Raw genomic sequence first — 19,287 nt, forward strand, 5'->3', positions numbered from 1 at the left:
GCCACAAGGCTAGCGCCGCGCCCCTTGCCCCGCGACTGCGAGCTCTGTCTGGCCCCCAACTCGCGAGTCCGAGCTTTGTCAGCAACTCTTGCTCGCGTGGTTGAGCCATGGCATGAAAAGGTCGGGGCGAAGCCAGGCTCGTTGTCTCGCGCCGTGTTTTGGGGCGATGCTGGGCATCGCCAAAAACACATGCCCGGAGCCAATCCCAGACAACAACCCAGGCCTCGCCCCTAGCCCCGCGACTGCGAGCCTTGACAGCACCTCTTGCTCGCGGGGTTGAGCCTTGGCATCACCATGCCCCTTGGCTGCTCGGCCGGATCTCCGGTGGCTGGGCTGCCTCGCTTTGCCTAGAGTGGATGGCTATGACGCCCGTCACCTTCGACTTGCCGCTGCGTACGCGCTTTCGTGGTTTGACCCGGCGCTACGGCATGGTTTGGCACGGCGAGGTTGGCTGGGCCGAATTCTCTCCCTTTGAGGAATACAACACGGACCAATGCCGGCCGTGGCTAATGGCCGCATTGGAGGCGGCGCACCAGCCCGCGCCGCCACCGCTGAGACGCCACGTCCCGGTCAACATCACTGTCCCGGCTGTTGGCCCAGAACAGGCTGCCGCGATAGTGGCCAGTTCGGGTGGTTGCCAAACGGCCAAAGTCAAGGTGGCCGAGCCAGGGCAAAGCATCGAGCAGGATGTCAATCGGTTGGCGGCGGTCCGCCAGGCGCTCGGCCCGTCCGGCAATATTAGGGTCGATGCCAACGGCGCCTGGACCACCGAGCAGGCCATTGACTACCTCAGCCGGCTCGACCGGGCGGCCGGCGGCCTGCAATACGCCGAACAACCCTGCGCCGGCGTCGAGGAACTGGCGACGGTGCGCCGCCGCACCAAAGTGCCGATCGCCGCTGACGAATCGATCCGCCAGGCAACCGATCCCTATTTGGTGGCTCGGCTCGAAGCCGCCGATGTGGTTGTGCTTAAAGTCCAGCCACTGGGCGGGGTGCGAAGCTGCTTGGATTTGGCCGCCGCCATTGGCCTGCCGGTGGTGGTGTCCTCGGCCGTTGAAACGGTGGTTGGGATAGCCCAAGGCCTGGCCCTGGCCGCCGCCCTGCCCAAGGCAGAGCTAGCCTGCGGCCTGGCCACCGGCCAACTCCTGGCCCAAGACCTGGCTAGGGACCTATTTCCAGTGGTCAATGGCCAGATCGAAGTGGCGCCGGCCCGGGTCGAACCGGACCTACTCAGACAGTCCCAAGCCGATCCGGCGACCAACCAACGCTGGCAGCGCAGGCTGGCCAAGGTCACGGCCCTCCCCGATCAAGGTCAAAGGCCATGAGCCGGTCAATAGTCCAGGCCCGGGCCCTGGTTGATGGTCTGATCCAAGGCGGCGTGCGCTGGCTGGTGATCTCGCCGGGCTCACGCAGCGCCCCTCTGGTCTATGCCGCCGCCCAGGCCGAGGCGGCCGGCCGCCTCGAGTGCTTGGTGCGAATCGACGAACGCGTTGCCGGTTTCGTCGCCATCGGGTTGACCTGGGCAAATGCCGGCACAGTGGCTCTTGTCTGCACCAGTGGCACGGCCGCGGCCAACTACCACCCGGCCGTCCTTGAGGCCTCGCATTCGGCCCTGCCTTTGGTGGTGCTGACGGCAGACAGGCCCCCAGAACTCCAGGGCGTGGGCGCCAACCAGACCACCGACCAGGTTGGCCTCTACGCCGGCGCCGTCCGGGCCAGTTTCGATCCCCAGATCGAGCAAGGTGCCAAAGCCTGGCGTGCGGCTGGTCGCCAGGCCGCCTTGGCTGCCCTGGGGCTGCGCTCGGCCTGGCCCGGACCGGTCCATATCAACACCCAGTTCCGCGAACCGCTGGTACCGGAAACCGACTGGTACCAAGGTTCGGCCTGGCCTGAGGAGGCCGATGCCGGAGCTCAGGTTTGCGGCCAAAGCTCCAGCTGGCGTGGTCAAGGCGGGCAGCTGGAAGCCCTCGAGCTGGCGCGGGGCCCAAACACTTTGGTAGTGGCCGGTGCTGGCGCCGGCCCGGCCGCCCGAACCTTGGCCGAACAGGCCGGCTGGCCGTTACTGGCCGAGCCTGAATCCGGATCTTGGGGTGGGCCAATGGCTATCACCGCTGGTCGTTTGCTGGTTGGCCAGCCGCCCGGCCTTGACATCTGGCTAGGACAGGAAATCGAGCGCCTAGTGATCTACGGGCGGCCGGTTTTGACCAGGCCAATCACGGCCATCGCAACGGGCGGCCGCCTTGAAGTAATTGGCGTGCATTCAGGTGGCGGGCCGTGGTTTGACCAGGGCCGGGCCGCCCAGCTGCTGGCCGGTTCAATCGAAGTACCCGGCGAGGCAACTGCGGGGGAAAATGCCTGGCTGAAGTCATGGCGGGCCGCCGGCCTAAGGGCATGGGCGGCCGTTGAACAACACTTGGCGGCCAAACCGCTCAGCGGACCGCTGGTGGCTGCGGCCGTGACCCGAGCATTGTCGACCGATCCCTTGGTGGTGAGCTCGTCCAGTGCCGTCCGTGACCTGGATTTGACGCCCCCAACTGGTGGCTCCATCTATGCCTTGCGCGGGTTAGCCGGCATCGACGGGACGGTCTCGGCCGCCACCGGCCTGGCCTTGGGGCTGGGCCGTCCGGTGACGGCGCTGCTAGGGGATTTGGCGCTATTGCATGACTGTGGCGGCCTGGCCGTCGGTTCGCTGGAGCGTGTGGCCGACCTGCGGCTGGTGGTGCTCAACGACCAGGGCGGATCGATTTTCGAGGCTCTCGAGGTGGGCCGGGAAGGCCTGCGCCCGGTTTTCGAACGGTATTTCGCCACGCCGCAAAACCTCGACCTGACCGCCTTGGCCACCAGTTTTGGTGCCGACCACCACCTGGCCGGGAGTTTGCCTGAACTAGAAGTCTTGCTAGCCGGGACCTGGTCAGGTCGCCAAATCATTGAGCTTCGGCTGGAGCGGTCGATTCGACATGATCTTGAAAAGCGCCTGCGCCAGGCGGCGGCGAGGGCCTTGGCCAATGAAAAGTAGACTGTTTCCAGCATTGGCCCTGAAATGAGGCGGGTTTGGCAAATCCAGTGCGGTTCCATCCGAAGCGCAAGGCCGGCCTCGAAAGGACACCTAGAGCATGACTGATTCCGACGCATCGGGCCCGCCTCCCGCTCCTCGAGTGCCAAGCCCCAGGTTGGGTATTGGCCAGCCTGGGAGCTATGAGCCTGCCCCCGGGGGACCGGACACCGGAGAGCTGGTTGAAGATACCTTCCCGGCAGCGCCGCCGGTCCAAGATGGTCGCGTTCGGTCAGATCAACCTGATGCAAAGACCATGTCCAGAAGGTCTCAAGCGGCCACCCAACCGGGCTCGGAGCGGCCGGTGCCACCAGCCGGGCCCCAGGTCCGCAGCTCAAGTCAGCCTCAGCCTTTCCAGCGGCTACGGTTTTCCCGGCCCGACCAGCCAAACCAGAGCCATCCGGCGACCCAACCAACCCAAGGGGCCAAGGCTCCTGCGTTGGTTCAGCCGGTCGAGGCCGCGCCGCCGGCTCGTTCAGGCCAGCCCGGCCGACCAGGCGAATCCACACCAGCGGCTCAGCCGAGCCAGCCAGCGCCTCAGCTGAGCCAGCCAGCGCCCCCCACACCAGCGGCTCCACCACCCGGGCCGGCCCAGCCCGCGGCGCCAACCCTGCCACCCCGACCGGTTCCGCCGGCTGTGAACTTCTCAGCACCGACTGGGCCATCTGTCACAAGCACCAACCCGCCGTGGCCTGCTGGGACATGGCAAGGGCCGGCATCGGCCGGCGAAGCACCTACACCACCACCTGGCCGCCAGGTTCCGGCCCGGCACTCCCTAGGCCCGGGCGGCGGCGCCCGCGCCGGACAAGGCCCGCCTGCCGGCTGGGTCGTGCCGCCACTGCCGCCCCAGCCCAGGCCTGCCCGGCCCATGGCTCCGCCGCCGCCCCACCCGCCTGGTCCGCCGGCCCAGGCCGGGACCACCACCCAACCACCTAAGGCTGGCGCCTCACTGTCGACAGTCTGGGTAATTGCCCTGGTCTGTGCGCTTTTTGTGGGGGTCTGTTCAGCTGGCACAACCTGGTGGCTGGCCCGGTCCAACCCCTCGACAGCCGGGCAAACCAGTGACGGCAGCGACACGCTAAAGGGGCTGACCAGCGGCCAGAACACCCCGGAGGTGCCGAAAACCGATGGCGGCAACGGCCCGGACTGGGTCACAATTGCGGCCAAAGTCCAGCCCACGGTGGTGGCAATCCAAACAGAGGTTGATTCCGGCTACGGCGCCCAGGGCTCCGGGGTCATCATCAATTCGCAAAAGGGCTATATCGTCACCAACAACCATGTCGTGGCCGGAGCCCAAAGAATCCAGGCGGTCTTGGTCGACGGCCGGATCTTCGCTGCCACCGCCCTGGGCACGGACCCGACCACTGACCTGGCCGTGCTCCAACTGGATAACGTGCCGGACGACCTGGCTGAGGCCACATTGGGCGATTCCGATGCCCTGGTAGTGGGGCAAAGCGTCTTGGCGGTGGGCAACCCATTGGGTCTTGATAACACCGTCACCCAAGGCATTGTCTCCGCCCTCAACCGGCCGGTCACAACCGAACAAGCTGGTGGCGCAGCCCAAGGTGAGTTGGTCGTGACCAACGCCGTCCAGGTTGATGCCGCCATTAACCCGGGTAACTCAGGCGGGCCGCTGTTCGACGCCGACGGCCAGGTCATCGGCATCAACTCGTCAATTGCCACGATGGGTGGCAACGGCGACCAGACCGGCTCAATTGGCCTGGCCTTTGCCATCCCGGTCAACCTGGTTAAGGTGATCGCGCCGCAGCTGATCGAATCTGGTGCGGCCATCCACCCTCTGCTTGGAGTTGAGTCGACCGACGCAGTGGTCGAAGTTGCCGGCCAACACCGAGCCGGCGCTGCCATTGCCAAGGTCCAAAGCGGATCGCCGGCAGCGGCCTCCGGGATCCAGGCTGGCGACGTTATCTATGCCGTTGACGGCCGGCCAGTCAACGGATCCTTGGCGCTGACCGCCACGATTAGGTCAAGGAGTCCCGGCTCCGATGTCACCATTTCGCTTGTCCGCGACGGCCAACCGCTTGACATCACCGCCACACTTTCAGCCAAAGACGGCTAGGAGCTATCAAGCGCCTGGCGCATGGGTTGAAGCTTGGCTTCGGTCTCAGCCAGTTCCTCTAGAGGAATCGAGCCGGCCACAATACCGCCGCCAGCCCAGAGTTTGACCTGGTCGCGCTGGGCGGAAAACTGGCCGCAGCGCAAGGCAATACACCATTCCCCGTCGCCATTGGCACCCATCCAGCCAACTGGGCCGGCGTAGCGTCCACGATCTGCGCCTTCGAGCCGCTTGATCAGGGCAGCTGCCGCCGGCGCTGGGGTGCCGCAAACTGCGGCCGTCGGATGAAGCACGCCGGCCAACTCGACCGACCAAGGAGCATCGAGTCCGTGACGGCCGGTCAGGTCACCGACCACGTCCGTGGCCAAATGCATGACGTTGGGTAGGTGCAGCACAGAAGGGGAATCAGGCCAACTGAGCGCTTCGACGTAGGGTTCGAGGGCCTCAATCACTGAGGCGACCGCGAAATCGTGTTCTTCGAGGTCCTTTGACGAACGGGCCAAGGCTGCGGCGCGGGCCAGATCAGCTGTGTCATCACCGGTACGCCGGATTGTGCCAGCCAGGACCCGGCTGGTGATCAGACCGCCCCGGGAGCGCACTAGTAGTTCGGGCGTGGCGCCAACGTGGCCGTCAACGCTGAAGGTCCAACAGTCCGGATAGCTCCGGGCCAGGTTGTCAATCACCGACTTGATGTCAAGCGGCCGGTTGGCGCTGAGCACCACTTGGCGGGCCAACACCACTTTCTCAACCTCGCCCCGGCCAATCGCGGCCAGGCCTTGGTCCACCACGGCGGGCCAATTGGCACCCGCCACCGGACCTGGGCTTTCAGTCACCAGCGGCCAGTTGGCCGATGCCGGTGCCTTGCCTTCGCCTGGAAAGCTCTTCCAGGCCTGGTCCCCGGAGGAGGGCTCCTGGTCGCCTTGAGGTTGCCAGGCGGACGGCTGCGCCGTGGCCGTTGCAGCCGGATCTGACCGCAGCGCAGAGGCTTGGAGCAGCCAACGCTGGCCGTCTTGTTGAATGATGAGGTTTTGCGGCACCACCAGGGTAGAGGGCGTGTCGGAGTCATCGGCGAAGCCAAAGGTGCCAAAGCAGACCGGCCCCAAGGTGATGCCTCGCTGGCGATCTGGGGTTTCGCCATCGGCCAGGGAATTGGCCAAAACCTGGCGCCACCAGGCCTGGGCCTTGGTAAACCGGTCCGGGCCATAGAAATCAGCCCTGGCCGCCACGCCCCAACCGATCAGACCCTCCTGGCGGCGCCACCAGACCAAAGGCTCGCCAATTGCGGTCGAAGCGGTCAAGGGTGGGTTGGAGTCAACTTGGCGCAGGTGGAAACGCAGAGAGACAGCCATGGCCCACCAAGCTTAGGCCACGCCAGGGCGGCCACAGTCGAAGAGGTGGTTTGGCCTGTCCCAGGTTCGTCTGGGCGAGAACGATTTCCGGTTTCGACGACTGGGTGTTTTTTCGGTTTTGTGGAGTCTTGGGGCCTTTGTGGTGTAGAAATCAGGGCTGTGACTACTCCCGCCCTTGACAAGCAGCCCCTGGTCGTCGCTGCCATGTTTGATCAGGTCGCCAAGCACTATGACTTGGCTGACTCCGTTTTGACCTTTGGCTTAGAAAGGTATTGGCGCCGGGCCGTTTGCCGCTCCCTCAAACCGGGCTTGGCGCGGTCAGTTTTGGACTTGGCGGCCGGCACCGGCACCTCCTCCCTGGCCCTGGCCGATACCGCCTCAAGGGTGGTGGCCTGCGATTTCTCCCAGGGCATGGTGCGCCAAGGCCAGCGCCGGATTGGACACCCCGGTGTGGCCTTTGTTGGCGGAGACGCTACCTGTCTGCCTTTCGCGCCTGGGGTTTTTGACGCCGTCACGATCTCCTTTGGATTGCGCAACGTGGTCGACGTGCCCACGGCCTTGGCCGAAATGCGCCGCGTAGCTGCCCCAGGCGGCCAGCTTCTTGTGCTCGAGTTCTCGAAACCCAAGGCCAGATGGCTGCGTTTGGTCTACCGGATCTACCTGCACCACATCCTGCCGCTGCTGGCTCGTCTGGTCACATCCAACCCGGCCGCCTACAGCTATCTGGTCGATTCGATTGATAGCTGGTACAGCCAATCCGAGCTGACCAAGGAGATAGAACAAGCCGGCTGGCAAAACGTGCAACACCGCGACCTGACCGGCGGTGTTGTGGCACTTCACACCGCCTTTGCCCCAACCACCTAATAAAGTAGCTATCTCATGTCAAAAATAGACCGGCCTGGACCCAAAATGGTACCCAAATCGATGGGTAAACCCACTGGTCAAGAACGAGTTTGGCCCCAGGCCAGTTAGGATTGCCAACTTTGCGATCAAGCGGCCCAAGGTTCTGTAGAATCGCCTACGTCTGGTCAACATATCCCATGAGAGGCGTCGAGGTTGGTTGCTAAATCTGCCGAAGACGCCGAGGTCTTGATTGTCGGCGCTGGGCCGGCCGGTTCAACGGCCGCAGCCCATTTGGCTAATGCCGGTGTCAATGCCTTGGTTCTTGAAAAGGCCAGTTTCCCCAGGCAAAAAGCATGTGGCGACGGTCTGACGCCGCGCGCCGTCAAGGAGCTGGCCACATTGGGCATCTCCACCAAGCCAGAACTGGGCTGGGTTCGCAACCGCGGGCTGATGGTCTTTGGCGGCGGCCATACCCTAGAACTACCCTGGCCAACGATTGACTCCTTCCCCAACTACGGTCTGTCAATGGCTCGGGAACGATTCGACCAGCTCCTAATTGACCACGCCCTGGCCAGGGGCGCCACCTTCCGCCAAAACACCACCGTGACCGACGCGGTCCGCCACCCTGGTACCGGCCGTGTCACAGGTGTCAAAGCCCGCACCGAAAACGGCGAGCGCACCTTCAAGGCCCGCTATGTGGTTGACGCTGGCGGCGTGGCCGGGCGAGTGGCCAATGCCGCCGGGCGCAACACCAACCCGTCCAAGCCAATGGGCCTGGGTATCCGGGCCCGGGTCAAGTTGTCCCAGGCCCCCAGCCCGGATCGGCTTGAGTGGCTCGAATCGCACCTAGAGCTGTGGGAGGGCGAAGGCAAGAACCGCCGGCTAATGCCCGGCTATGGTTGGGTATTCCCCGAGGCCGGCAACATTATCAACGTTGGCGTGGGAGCGGTTGCTTCTAACGCCAACCGCCGGCAGGGCTCGCAGCGCGAGTTGTTGGACCGCTGGCTACCAGAGGTCAAAGAACGTTGGGGCTTTGGCGAGAACGACGTGGTTGACCCCCCTCGCGGCGCCGCCCTACCGATGGCTTTCTCCCGCCAGCCGCTCTACAACGGCGGGCTGTTGCTGCTGGGAGACGCCGCCGGTTTGGTTTCGCCTTTCGACGGCGAGGGCGTCTCATACGCTATGCAATCAGCCAGGTTGGCGGCTGATGCCATGATCCAAGCGCTGCGCCGGCCCACCCCGGACAGCGCCGAAAGGGCAATGCGGGATTATCCCGCTCGCCTTAAAGCCGATCTAGGAGGATACTTCTCTCTGGGTCGGGTATTTGTATTCCTGATCGAACACCCAAGGGTGATGCACTGGTGCACCACCTACGGACTGCCCCGGCCAACGCTTATGCGCTTGGTCATGAAGTTGTTGAGCGACCTGTACGAGCCTCGCGGTGGTGATTGGATGGACCGTCTAATCGCAACCGCCGCACGGTTGGCACCGGCGCCATGAGGCTTGGTTTCGAGACCACATGACTGGAGGAGAAAATGTCTAATCCATATGTGCCCATCCTGGTGTTGGGGGTCTTTGCGGCCCTCTTAGCCATTGGTGGGCTTGGGGCCAGCTGGGTCCTGGGTCCCCATCGCTACAACCGGGCCAAGATGGACGAATACGAATGCGGTATCGAACCGAGCCCACACCCCCAGTCCGGTGGCCGCTTTCCTGTGCGCTTCTACCTGGTGGCGATGAGCTTCATCATCTTTGACATTGAAGTGGTCTTCCTATACCCATGGGCGGCCAACTTCAGGCAACTTGGTCCGTGGTCGGCCATCGCCATGATGGCGTTCTTGGCCCTGATCACCGTGCCGTTCGTCTATGAGTGGCGGCGCGGCGGACTCGATTGGGACTGACTTAGGGAGGAAACGTGGCAGACGGTATAGAGAGCAAACTGCCTCAAGGTATTGCGCTGACATCCGTTGAGCGGCTGATTGGCCTGCTCAGGGCCGGTTCGACCTGGCCCGTAACTATGGGCTTGGCCTGCTGTTCGATTGAGATGATGGCGGCCGGCACCGGGCGCTTCGACATCTCCCGCTTCGGCATGGAGGTCTTCAGGGCTTCGCCCCGCCAGGCCGATCTGATGCTGATCAACGGTCGCATGTCGCACAAGATGGCACCGGTGGTGCGCCAGGTCTACGACCAAATGGCGGACCCGAAATGGGCCATCTCGATGGGCTCATGCGCCAGTTCGGGCGGCGTCTTCAACAACTACTCAATTGTCCAGGGCGTGGATCACGTCATCCCGGTCGATGTTTACATCCCCGGATGCCCGCCGCGCCCGGAGATGTTGATCCACGCCATCTTGGAACTGCATGAACAGATCAAGAAGGAGCCTTTGGGCAAGGACCGGATCAAGGTGGCTAGGGCGGTCGAACAGGCCGCGTTGGAGGCGGTTCCCGCTAGCGAGATGAAGGGGCTGTTGGCATGAACGCTGATCTTCCCGCAAGTAGCGGGGCCGAGGCTGTGCCGGCCGAGGTGACCGATATCCGGCAAGGGGCTTTCGGGGCGCACGATGCCGGCGATACCTCCGGTTTTGGCGGGCTGACCAGAACGGTCCAGTTCCCGCCGCCGGCCAGCCGTCCCTACGGGGGCTGGTTTGACCGGGTGGTTGACATTTTTGAAGAGGTTTTGGCTGAGCAATCGATCAGCCAGGCCCTTGAGAAAGTCGTAATCGAACGCGACGAGCTGACCCTCTTCATTGATCGCCAGCATCTGGAGACTGTGGCGCTGATCCTGCGCGACGACCCGGACCTGCGTTTCGAGCTGTCACTTGGGGTCAGCGGCGTGCACTACCCGGGCGACAAAGACCGCGAGTTGCACGCCGTCTACCACCTCATGTCGTTGACCCACGACCAGCGCATTATTCGCCTGGAGGTGACCATGCCGGATGCCGACCCGCATGTGCCGTCACTGGTCAGCGTCTATCCGACCCAGGACTGGCACGAGCGCGAGACCTACGACATGTTCGGAATCCGCTTTGACGGCCACCCGTCGCTGACCCGGATTTTGATGCCGAACGACTGGGTTGGTCACCCTCAACGCAAGGATTACCCCCTAGGTGGGGTTGACGTGCAGTTCAAGGGCGCCACGGTACCCCCGGCCGATCAAAGGAGGAACTATTCATGACCGGCCAATTTGCCGCGCCGCTGCCTGATGACACCACTGGCGAGGAATACATCGCACTTGGCAGCGATTGGGATGAGATTGCCCACGAGGTCGCCCGGCGCAAAGAAGAGCGTGTAATTGTCAACATGGGGCCGCAGCACCCGTCGACTCACGGCGTGTTGCGGGTCATTTTGGAAATGGACGGGGAAACCATCACCGAGACCAGGCTTGGCTTGGGCTTCTTGCATACCGGTATCGAAAAGACGATGGAGTTCCGCACCTGGGCTCAGGGCGCGGTTCTTTCGACCCGGATGGATTACGTCTGTTCTATTCACAACGAGGCGGCCTACTGCTTCGCGGTGGAGAAACTGGCTGGTCTAGCAGACCAGATTCCTGAGCGCGCCCAGATCATTCGGGTGCTGATGATGGAACTGGCCCGCGTGGCCTCCCACCTGGTGGGCCTGGGCTCGTCTGGTAACGAGCTTGGCGGCACCACTTTGATGACGATCGCTTTCCGCGAGCGCGAAGAAATCTTGCGCTTCTTTGAGATGGTCACCGGCCAGCGACTCAACCCCGGCTATTTCAGGCCGGGCGGGGTCTCTCAAGACCTGCCAGAAGGCGCCTTGAAGTGGTTGAAGGGCGTTTACCCCTCCATGGTCAACGGTCTCAATGACTGGGACAACATGGTCATGACTAACCCGATCTGGAAGGCGCGCATGTGCGACATCGCGCACCTTTCCTTGGCTGGCTGTATGGCCTTGGGCGTAACCGGGCCAATCCTGCGCGCCACCGGCCACCCGCTTGACTTGCGTAAAGACCAGCCCTATTGCGGCTACGAGAACTATGACTTCGATGTTTGCACGGCCGAGACAGCTGATGCCTATGGCCGCTACTTGGTGCGCTCAAACGAAATGCGCGAATCGATGAAGATCGTGGCCCAGTGCATCGACAAGCTCGAGGCCTTGGGTCCAGGACCGGTCCTGATTGACGACCCGCAGCTGGGCTGGCCGGCCCGGATGTCGGTTGGCCCGGACGGCCAAGGCCAATCGCCGGAGCATGTCAGCGAAATCATGGCCACCTCGATGGAGTCGCTAATCCGGCACTTCAAGCTGGTCACTGAGGGCTTCAGAATCCCGCCTGGCCAATGCTTCAGTGTGATGGAACATGCCAAGGGCGTCTATGGCGTGCATTTGGTGTCCGATGGCGGCACTCGCCCCTACCGCGCCCACATGCGAGAGCCTTCCTACAACCACCTCCAGACCATGGGGGTGATGTGTGACGGTGGCACCATCTCGGACGTGATTGTGGCGCTCAGTTCGATCGACCCGGTGATGGGAGGCGTGGACCGATGAGCTACTCCGCTGAAATTCAACAGCAGTTGGCCAAAGACGCAGCCGAAATGGTGGCGCGCTACCCTTCGCCGCGTAGCGCCTTGTTGCCGCTGCTGCACCTGGTCCAATCGGTCGACGGATTTGTCTCACCCGACGGGATTGGCTTTTGCGCTGACACCCTGGACCTGACTCAGGCCGAGGTTAGCGCTGTGGCCACTTTCTACAGCCAGTTCAAGCGCAAGCCCAATGGCAAATACCACTTGGGTGTCTGCATCACCTCGCTTTGCGCCGTTATGGGTGGTGACGCCATCTTTGACCGGCTGTCGGAATACCTCCAAGTTGGTAACGACCAAACCACCGCAGACGGCATGTTCACCTTGGAAAAGGTCGAGTGTAACGCCGCCTGCGACTTTGCTCCGGTGTTGATGGTGAACTGGGAGTTCTTCGACAACCAGACGCCTGAAAGTGCCGTCAAAGTGGTCGACGAGCTCAAGGCCGGCAAGCCGGTTTGTCCAAGCCGGGGTCCCGATCAGGTTCACAGCTTCAAAGAGATCTCACGCGTGTTGGCCGGCTTCGATGACGGCCACGCTGATGAAGGCCCGGCCGCGGTTGGGCCAACGCTGCGCGGCCTGGAGGCGGCCAAGGCCCAAGGCTGGCAGGGTCTACCGGACGCGCCAGGCGCGAAGGAGGAGGCGAAATGACCGCACTAGCTCCCGTCCTAACTTGTCGCTGGGGCAACGCTGAGTCTTGGAAACTGGCCAACTACCTGGCGGCAGACGGCTACAAGGCGCTTGACGCGGCCTTCAAGATGAAGCCGGAAGAGGTTCTTGACCTGGTCAAGGCCTCGGGTTTGAGGGGCCGCGGCGGTGCCGGTTTCCCCACCGGCCTGAAGTGGTCCTTCTTGCCCGCGCCTGATGGCGGGCCGCGTTACTTAGTGGTCAACGCTGACGAGTCAGAGCCCGGCACCTGCAAGGACATCCCGTTCATGATGGCTGATCCGCAGCAGCTGATCGAGGGCATCATCATTACCAGCTACGCCATTGGCTGCCACCACGCCTTTATCTACCTGCGCGGTGAGGTGGTTCACGTTTACCGCCGCCTGCTTAGGGCAGTGGCAGAGGCCAAAGAGGCTGGCTACTTGGGTCAGAACATCAAGTCCAGCGGCTTCGACCTGGATCTAACGGTCCATGCTGGGGCTGGCGCCTACATTTGCGGTGAGGAAACCGCGCTGCTTGACTCGTTAGAGGGCCGGCGCGGCCAGCCACGGCTGAAGCCGCCATTCCCGGCTGTGGCCGGTCTTTATGCTCGGCCCACCGTTGTCAACAACGTTGAGTCGATCGCCTCGGTGCCGTGGATAGTGCTCTATGGCCTTGACTGGTGGCGTTCGATGGGCACCGAGAAGTCAACCGGTGTTGGCATCTTTTCCCTTTCCGGACACGTCCAGAAGCCGGGCCAGTATGAGGCTCCCTTGGGCATCACCATGCGAGAGCTGCTGGACCTAGCCGGTGGAATCAGAGCTGGTCACGAGATCAAGTTCTGGCAACCGGGTGGTTCCTCGACGCCGATGTTCACCAAGGAGCATCTCGACGTGCCGTTGGACTACGAGGCTGTGGCCCAGGCCGGTTCAATGTTGGGCACCCGCGCACTGCAAGTCTTTGACGATTCGGTCTGCGTGGTCAGGGCAGTGACCCGTTGGATGGAGTTTTACGCCCACGAGTCTTGCGGCAAATGCACGCCGTGCCGGGAGGGCACCTTCTGGCTGCGGTCGGTTTTGCGCCGTATTGAGGCCGGCAAGGGGATCGCTGAGGATATGGAGATCCTTGACCAAGTGTCTGGTTCGATTGTCGGTCGCTGCTTCTGCCCCTTAGGCGACGGCGCGCCGGCCACATTGACCAGTTCGCTGCAGTTCTTCCGCGAAGAGTATTTGGCGCATATCGAAGGCGGCGGCTGTCCCACGGACCCAACAGCGTCCTACTTGTTCAAGGCGGTGCAAGCGTGAGCGAAGTAACCAACCAGGTGACCTTGACCATTGATGGCATCGAGGTCTCGGTGCCTAAAGGCACTTTGATCATCAGGGCGGCCGAAGAGGCCGGCATCTTGATTCCGCGCTTTTGCGACCACCCACTGCTGGCGCCGGTGGCAGCCTGCCGCCAATGCCTGGTCGAGGTGGCCGCCCCGGCTGGGCCGGATGGCGAGCTGAGAGCCTTCCCCAAGCCGCAGCCGGCCTGCGCCGTAGCGGTCAGCCAGGGCATGGTAGTTGGTACCCAAGTTTCCAGCCAGGTAGCGGCCGAGGCCCAACGCCAGGTGATGGAATTGGTGCTGGTCAACCACCCGCTAGATTGCCCAGTTTGTGACAAGGGTGGTGAATGCCCGCTGCAGAACCAGGCCTTTACGGCCGGCCGTTCTGAGACGCGTTTCACTGATGTCAAGAACACCTTCCCCAAGCCGCTTGTCCTGACGCCGCAGATCCTGCTGGACCGTGAGCGGTGCGTGCTATGCCAGCGCTGCACCCGCTTCTCGGCTCAGATCCCCGGCGATCCCTTCATCGGGCTGCAAAAGCGCGGTTCGAACCAGCAGATCGGCCGCTACGACCCGGCAGTGTTAGGGATGGCGGAGGCTGGCTTTGACGGCCAAGCCGACGCCGCCTTGGGCACGGCCGTAGACGGCCAGCCGTTTGCCGGCTACTTTGCCGGCAATGTTGTCCAGATTTGCCCGGTCGGCGCGTTGACCTCACGGCTCTACCATTTCCGGGCCCGGCCTTTCGACCTGGTTTCGGTCGATTCGGTGGCGGACCACGACTCTTCGGGCTCGGCCATCAGAGTCGACTACCGCCGTGGTGTGGTGTTGCGGCGGATGTCCGGCAATGACCCGTCCTTGAACGAGGAGTGGATCAGCGACAAAGACCGGTTTGCTTTCCGTTGGCAGGCCGGCGCTGACCGGATCAAGACGCCTTACCTGCGCCAAGGTGACGAGCTGGTTGAAGTGCCGTGGGCCGATGCCGCCGCCAAGGTGGCGCAAATCATCGAGGACTCGCCGTCCTTCGGTGTGCTGCCGGGCGGTCGGTTGCCGCTCGAAGACGCTCACGCCTATGCGGTCTTTGCCCGTGAGGTGCTGGGCACCGAGAACATTGATTACCGCTCCCGGCAAAACAGCGAAGAAGAAGCTGAGTTCTTGGCCCACTTTGTGGCTGGCTCAGGCGCCGGGGTTGGCTTCGACCAACTCGGAGCGGCCAAGGGCGTGCTACTAGTCGGTTTCGAACCGGAAGAAGAAGGCGGCGTTGTCTACCTGCGCTTGCGCAAGTCGGCTGGAGGCCAAAAGGTCTTCTCCGTTGCCCCATTCGCCTCGCGCGGGCTGAAGCGGTTGGGTGCCACTCTGGTTCCCTCCGCACCAGGCCTCGAAGCCGAGGTTCTGGACACCTTCACCCCTGAGGCCACTGAGCCTTTGGCGGCCGAGGTTGCCGCCGCCCTGGCCGGTGGCGTCATTGTGGTGGGCGAACGCCTGGCCACCTCGCCCGGCGCCTTCACCGCTGCCCTGGCGGCAGCCAAGCGCCTGGGTGCCGATCTAGTTTGGATCCCGCGCCGGGCTGGCGAGCGGGCCGCCATCGAGGCTGGCCTGTTGCCGGACCTGGACAAGGGTAAAGACCTGACGGGCATACTCCAGGCGGCTGCAGCTGGCGAGATCAAGACACTGTTCGTTGGCGGCCTGGAGGTCTCCGACCTACCGGACCCGGCCTTGGCCAAACGAGCCTTCGAAGCCGCCACCGTGGTGGCGCTTCAGGTCCGTCTAGACGAGGTCGCGCCCTGGGCCGATGTGGTCCTGCCGGTGGCGCCATCGCACGAAAAGCCTGGCACCTTTATCAACTGGGAGGGCAAGCTGAGGCCATTTGGTCAAGTCTTGATCTCTCAGGTGCCGTCCGATGCTCGGTGGCTTCAGGTCATCGCTGACCAAGTTGGCGTTGAGACGGCTATTGGCCAAGTCTCGACGGTGCATGAGGTTATGGCCGCGGCTGAGCCGCCGGCCAGCCGGCCGCCGGCGCCTGACGTTAAACCGGGCGCGGCCCCGCAGCTGCAAACAGGTCAGGCCGTCTTGTCGACCTGGCATCAGCAGATCGACGATGCCGCAGCGCTGGCTGGCGAGGATAACTTGGCAGCCTGCGCACCCGAACCGGTGGCCACCATCTCGCCAGTCACGGCCAAGGCTGTTGGTGTCAGTGAGGGCGAGCTGCTCAGAGTGTCGAGCCAATGGGGGGCGATTACCTTGCCGGCCCATATCACCGAGATGGTGGACCACGTGGTTCACCTACCGAACAAGTCCCCAGGCAGCCACGTCAATCAAACCCTGGCGGTAACCAGCGGCGCGATTGTCCAACTGGCGCTGGGCCGGGCGAAGGAGGTCGCGCGGTGAGTTACGCAATATTGAGCCAGGGGGTCGGGGCGGCCGATTTCTCCCAGGACAACGCCCTGATCGTGATAGTCAAGGCGGTCTTGATCCTGGCCATCCTTTTGACCTCGGTGCTGTTCGCGCTGTGGTTCGAGCGGCGGCTGGTGGCACGCTTCCAGCAACGTCTTGGCCCCAATGTGCGCGGTCCGGTGGGCTTAGGCCAGTCGCTGTACGACGCCATGGCGTTGCTGTTCAAGGAGGACATCAACGTCAAGCGGGCGGACAAGGTGGTCTACATCATTGCGCCGATGGTTTCGGTGTTCGCCTCATTGATGGTCTTCGCAGTGATCCCGCTGGGCGGTACCGCCAGGATCCCGTTTACCTCGATTGAGACCCCGATCCAACTGACCGATTTCCCGGTGGCGGTGCTTTACATCTTGGCCGTCACAGCAATTGGCGTATACGGCATTGTGCTGGGCGGCTGGTCTTCCCGGGCAACCTATTCGCTGCTCGGGTCGGTTAGGTCCTCGGCCCAGATCATCTCCTACGAACTGGCCATGGGCATGAGCCTGGTGACCGTGTTCATCATGTCCGGCTCTATGTCAACCAGCCAAATTGTCGGTGCCCAGGAAAGGCTGTGGTACGGCATTGTTTTGGCCCCGAGCTTCTTGATTTACATCATCTCGATGGTTGGCGAAACCAACCGCCTACCCTTCGACCTACCAGAGGCTGAGGGCGAGCTGGTCTCCGGCTATATGACCGAATACTCATCAATGAAATTCGCCTGGTACTTCCTGGCGGAATACATCAACATGCTGAACGTCTCGGCCGTGGCCACCACCTTGTTCCTGGGCGGTTGGCGGGCGCCGTGGCCGCTGTCGCTGATCGGGGACGGCATGTTCAACACCGGCTGGTGGACCGTGATCTGGTTCATGATCAAGGTTTGGGCCGTGATGTTCCTATTCGTCTGGATCCGCGGCACCGTTGTGCGCATGCGCTACGACCAGTTCATGCGACTGGGCTGGAAGGTGCTGCTACCGGCTGCCTTGATTTGGATCGTGCTGTTGACGGCAGTGAAGTTCATTGACGAATTCGGCGCCGGCTTCAACGAGTGGGCGGTTCCGGTGTTGTCCCTGGCCACATTGGTGTTCGTCTTGCTGTTGTACTGGCCAGAACGCATCTCGGCCAAGCCACCAAGACAAGGGCCACCGGAGGAGATCGACCCGTATGCTGACGGCTTCCCGGTGCCGCCACTGCCTGGGCAGGTGTTGCCACCCTCACCCAGGGCTGAAAGGCAATTGACGCCGGCTGCGCCCAAAGAGGACCAGGAGGAGGAGCGTTGAGCATGCAAGACAAGCCGCTGGTCGACCCGACGCGCAAGCCGAAAGGTTTCTTGGCCTTTGGCCTAGCCCCTTGGGCCGGTTTCGGTGTGACCTTCAAGACGCTGTTCAAGAAGCCAACCACCGAGCAGTACCCGTTCAAGTATCCGCCGCCCTTCCCGCGTTACCACGGCCGCCATCAGCTCAACCGCTACGCTGACGGCCTGGAGAAATGCGTCGGCTGCGAGCTTTGTGCCTGGGCTTGTCCGGCCGACGCCATATTGGTTGAGGCTGGGGCCAACACCGAGCAGGAACGCTTTTCGCCAGGAGAACGCTACGGCCGGGTCTACGAGATCAACTACTTGCGCTGTATCTTCTGTGGTTTCTGCATGGAAGCCTGCCCCACCAGGGCCCTGACCATGACTACCTTCTACGAGCTGTCCGGTCCCACGCGGGAGTCGATGATCTTCACCAAAGACCAATTGCTGGCCCCGGTGGTCGAGCCGATGGTGGCGCCGCCGCACCCGATGGTGCCAGGCAGCACTACCGCCGACTACTACAAGGGCAAGATCACAGGTCCTGGTCCGGCCCAAGTCGTTGAAGACGAACAAGGACAAGGAGAGGCGTCATGAGCCCGCAGCTGCTGAGCGCCGGAGCCTCGCTAACAATGTCGACATCGGAACTGTGGTTGTTCTGGACGGTGGCCCCAGTGGTGGTGCTTGGGGCCCTGGCCCTGTTATTTGCCCGCCGGCCAGTGATTGTGGCCTGCTCGGTCATGATCACAATGGTGGGCTTGGCCTTCTTGTACGTTGGCCTGGGCGCACCCTTCCTAGGCGTGGTCCAAGTCGTGGTCTACACCGGCGCCATCATGATGCTGTTCGTATTTGTGCTGATGCTGGTGGGTGTGGACGCTTCGGATTCATCCATTGAAACCATCCGGGGCCAGCGCTGGATTGGCATTATCTTGGGCCTGGGCCTGTTGGTGGTACTAGGCGGGGCCGCTCTTAGGGCGACCTGGAACGATCCAGTAGGCGTGGCCCCAATGAACGCGGCCGAGCAAGGTGGCAACCCTGGCGGCTTGGCCAAGGTCCTGTTTAGCGACTTTGCCTTCACCCTGGAAGTGGTTGGCACCCTGCTGATAATCGCTGCCATGGGCGCGGTTATCATGACCCACCGCCAGCGCATTGGCCGGCGGATTGGCCAGCGCGAACGCGCCGCCAGGGCCGTGGCCACGGGCAAACAGATTGCCATGCTGCCCGGTCCGGGTGTCTTTGCCCGGCATAACGCGGCCGATATCCCGGCTCTGGACGCCGACGGCCAGCAGATTGACGATTCGGTCGCCACGGTGGTGCGCATGCGCGGCCAGACCCACCGCTTGCACGGTTTGGCCGAGGACCTGCTGCCGCCGGTCCCGCCAACTAACGTCCGGGCCGCCGGGCCGCCGGTGGAAGTTGCCCGACCTAGCCAAGACGAGGGGGAGGAGCAGCCATGAGCGTCACCGCCTATCTGGTCTTAGCCGTCATTTTGTTTGTCATTGGCACCGTCACGGTGCTGGTGCGGCGTAGTGCCATCATCATGTTCATGGGCGTCGAAATGGCGCTGAACGCGGCCAACTTGGCGTTTGTGGCCTTCGCCCGGCTGTACGGCGATTTCCACGGCCAAATGGCCGCCTTCTTCGTCATGGTGGTGGCCGCCGCCGAGGTGGTGGTCGGCTTAGCCATCATCATTGCCCTGTTCAGAACTCGGCACACTGTCAGTGCCGATAACACCAGCTTGATGAGGCGATGAT

At 63.0% G+C, this 19,287-nt stretch carries 17 protein-coding genes; 16 read left to right on the forward strand and 1 reads right to left on the reverse strand.

The features are described 5' to 3' along the window. The first annotated feature begins 362 nt into the window (after positions 1-362). From FWD29_01820 to FWD29_01830, 3 genes are all read left to right on the forward strand, one after another. The gene (locus FWD29_01820; protein ID MCL2802682.1) at positions 363-1,325 is read left to right on the forward strand and encodes an o-succinylbenzoate synthase; all 963 of its coding nucleotides are present in this window, start codon (positions 363-365) and stop codon (positions 1,323-1,325) included. Continuing rightward, entirely contained in the window at positions 1,322-3,016 is a 1,695-nt protein-coding gene (gene menD, locus FWD29_01825) for a 2-succinyl-5-enolpyruvyl-6-hydroxy-3-cyclohexene-1-carboxylic-acid synthase (protein ID MCL2802683.1), read from the forward strand. Before FWD29_01820 ends, menD begins: the two co-directional genes overlap by 4 nt. Before the next feature lie 904 nt (positions 3,017-3,920). Beyond that, positions 3,921-5,129, forward strand: coding sequence for a trypsin-like peptidase domain-containing protein (locus tag FWD29_01830; GenBank protein ID MCL2802684.1), 1,209 nt, complete (start codon positions 3,921-3,923; stop codon positions 5,127-5,129). Here the strand turns inward: FWD29_01830 and FWD29_01835 are convergent. Next, positions 5,126-6,475, reverse strand: a complete 1,350-nt coding sequence (locus tag FWD29_01835; GenBank protein MCL2802685.1) for an isochorismate synthase — start codon at positions 6,473-6,475, stop codon at positions 5,126-5,128. The genes FWD29_01830 and FWD29_01835 overlap by 4 nt on opposite strands. Positions 6,476-6,634: 159 nt before the next feature. Between FWD29_01835 and FWD29_01840 the strand changes: the two genes are divergently transcribed. The 13 genes from FWD29_01840 (at position 6,635) to nuoK (ending at position 19,286) form a co-directional block, all read left to right on the forward strand. Beyond that, the gene (locus tag FWD29_01840) at positions 6,635-7,339 is read left to right on the forward strand and encodes a class I SAM-dependent methyltransferase (protein MCL2802686.1); all 705 of its coding nucleotides are present in this window, start codon (positions 6,635-6,637) and stop codon (positions 7,337-7,339) included. Positions 7,340-7,531: 192 nt separating this feature from the next. After that, positions 7,532-8,818, forward strand: coding sequence for a geranylgeranyl reductase family protein (locus tag FWD29_01845; GenBank protein MCL2802687.1), 1,287 nt, complete (start codon positions 7,532-7,534; stop codon positions 8,816-8,818). 35 nt (positions 8,819-8,853) lie between these two features. Continuing rightward, complete coding sequence (locus FWD29_01850; GenBank protein ID MCL2802688.1) at positions 8,854-9,216, forward strand: NADH-quinone oxidoreductase subunit A; 363 nt, start codon at positions 8,854-8,856, stop codon at positions 9,214-9,216. Positions 9,217-9,290: 74 nt separating this feature from the next. Continuing rightward, positions 9,291-9,791 carry an NADH-quinone oxidoreductase subunit B gene (locus FWD29_01855; GenBank protein MCL2802689.1) on the forward strand — a complete coding sequence of 167 codons (501 nt, stop codon included), beginning with the start codon at positions 9,291-9,293 and terminating at the stop codon, positions 9,789-9,791. Continuing rightward, entirely contained in the window at positions 9,788-10,489 is a 702-nt protein-coding gene (locus FWD29_01860; protein ID MCL2802690.1) for an NADH-quinone oxidoreductase subunit C, read from the forward strand. Before FWD29_01855 ends, FWD29_01860 begins: the two co-directional genes overlap by 4 nt. Next, entirely contained in the window at positions 10,486-11,820 is a 1,335-nt protein-coding gene (locus FWD29_01865; protein ID MCL2802691.1) for an NADH-quinone oxidoreductase subunit D, read from the forward strand. The genes FWD29_01860 and FWD29_01865 overlap by 4 nt, the downstream gene beginning before the upstream one ends. Beyond that, a complete protein-coding gene (gene nuoE, locus FWD29_01870) occupies positions 11,817-12,500 on the forward strand; it encodes an NADH-quinone oxidoreductase subunit NuoE (protein ID MCL2802692.1) in 684 nt (227 codons plus the stop codon). Before FWD29_01865 ends, nuoE begins: the two co-directional genes overlap by 4 nt. Beyond that, positions 12,497-13,798, forward strand: coding sequence for an NADH-quinone oxidoreductase subunit NuoF (gene nuoF / locus FWD29_01875; GenBank protein MCL2802693.1), 1,302 nt, complete (start codon positions 12,497-12,499; stop codon positions 13,796-13,798). The genes nuoE and nuoF overlap by 4 nt, the downstream gene beginning before the upstream one ends. Continuing rightward, positions 13,795-16,203: a 2Fe-2S iron-sulfur cluster-binding protein gene (locus FWD29_01880; protein ID MCL2802694.1), complete on the forward strand. Its 2,409-nt coding sequence runs from the start codon at positions 13,795-13,797 to the stop codon at positions 16,201-16,203. Before nuoF ends, FWD29_01880 begins: the two co-directional genes overlap by 4 nt. Further along, entirely contained in the window at positions 16,200-17,522 is a 1,323-nt protein-coding gene (nuoH, locus tag FWD29_01885; protein ID MCL2802695.1) for an NADH-quinone oxidoreductase subunit NuoH, read from the forward strand. The genes FWD29_01880 and nuoH overlap by 4 nt, the downstream gene beginning before the upstream one ends. Before the next feature lie 2 nt (positions 17,523-17,524). Beyond that, complete coding sequence (nuoI, locus tag FWD29_01890) at positions 17,525-18,130, forward strand: NADH-quinone oxidoreductase subunit NuoI (protein ID MCL2802696.1); 606 nt, start codon at positions 17,525-17,527, stop codon at positions 18,128-18,130. After that, on the forward strand, positions 18,127-18,990 hold the full coding sequence (locus tag FWD29_01895) for an NADH-quinone oxidoreductase subunit J (protein MCL2802697.1): 864 nt from the start codon (positions 18,127-18,129) through the stop codon (positions 18,988-18,990). The genes nuoI and FWD29_01895 overlap by 4 nt, the downstream gene beginning before the upstream one ends. After that, positions 18,987-19,286: an NADH-quinone oxidoreductase subunit NuoK gene (nuoK, locus tag FWD29_01900; GenBank protein MCL2802698.1), complete on the forward strand. Its 300-nt coding sequence runs from the start codon at positions 18,987-18,989 to the stop codon at positions 19,284-19,286. The genes FWD29_01895 and nuoK overlap by 4 nt, the downstream gene beginning before the upstream one ends. Position 19,287: the final 1 nt, after the last annotated feature.

It is taken from the genome of Micrococcales bacterium, assembly GCA_009784895.1.
Classification (GTDB): domain Bacteria; phylum Actinomycetota; class Actinomycetes; order Actinomycetales; family WQXJ01; genus WQXJ01.

Excerpts from the sequence above, each read along its gene's own strand:
- FWD29_01830 (MCL2802684.1), top strand. The coding sequence starts at position 3,921 with ATGGCTCCGCCGCCGCCCCACCCGCCTGGTCCGCCGGCCCAGGCCGGG.
- FWD29_01820 (MCL2802682.1), top strand. The coding sequence starts at position 363 with ATGACGCCCGTCACCTTCGACTTGCCGCTGCGTACGCGCTTTCGTGGT.
- nuoE (MCL2802692.1), top strand. The coding sequence starts at position 11,817 with ATGAGCTACTCCGCTGAAATTCAACAGCAGTTGGCCAAAGACGCAGCC.
- nuoI (MCL2802696.1), top strand. The coding sequence starts at position 17,525 with ATGCAAGACAAGCCGCTGGTCGACCCGACGCGCAAGCCGAAAGGTTTC.
- FWD29_01895 (MCL2802697.1), top strand. The coding sequence starts at position 18,127 with ATGAGCCCGCAGCTGCTGAGCGCCGGAGCCTCGCTAACAATGTCGACA.
- FWD29_01860 (MCL2802690.1), top strand. The coding sequence starts at position 9,788 with ATGAACGCTGATCTTCCCGCAAGTAGCGGGGCCGAGGCTGTGCCGGCC.
- nuoK (MCL2802698.1), top strand. The coding sequence starts at position 18,987 with ATGAGCGTCACCGCCTATCTGGTCTTAGCCGTCATTTTGTTTGTCATT.
- FWD29_01865 (MCL2802691.1), top strand. The coding sequence starts at position 10,486 with ATGACCGGCCAATTTGCCGCGCCGCTGCCTGATGACACCACTGGCGAG.
- menD (MCL2802683.1), top strand. The coding sequence starts at position 1,322 with ATGAGCCGGTCAATAGTCCAGGCCCGGGCCCTGGTTGATGGTCTGATC.
- FWD29_01835 (MCL2802685.1), bottom strand. The coding sequence starts at position 6,475 with ATGGCTGTCTCTCTGCGTTTCCACCTGCGCCAAGTTGACTCCAACCCA.
- FWD29_01850 (MCL2802688.1), top strand. The coding sequence starts at position 8,854 with ATGTCTAATCCATATGTGCCCATCCTGGTGTTGGGGGTCTTTGCGGCC.
- nuoF (MCL2802693.1), top strand. The coding sequence starts at position 12,497 with ATGACCGCACTAGCTCCCGTCCTAACTTGTCGCTGGGGCAACGCTGAG.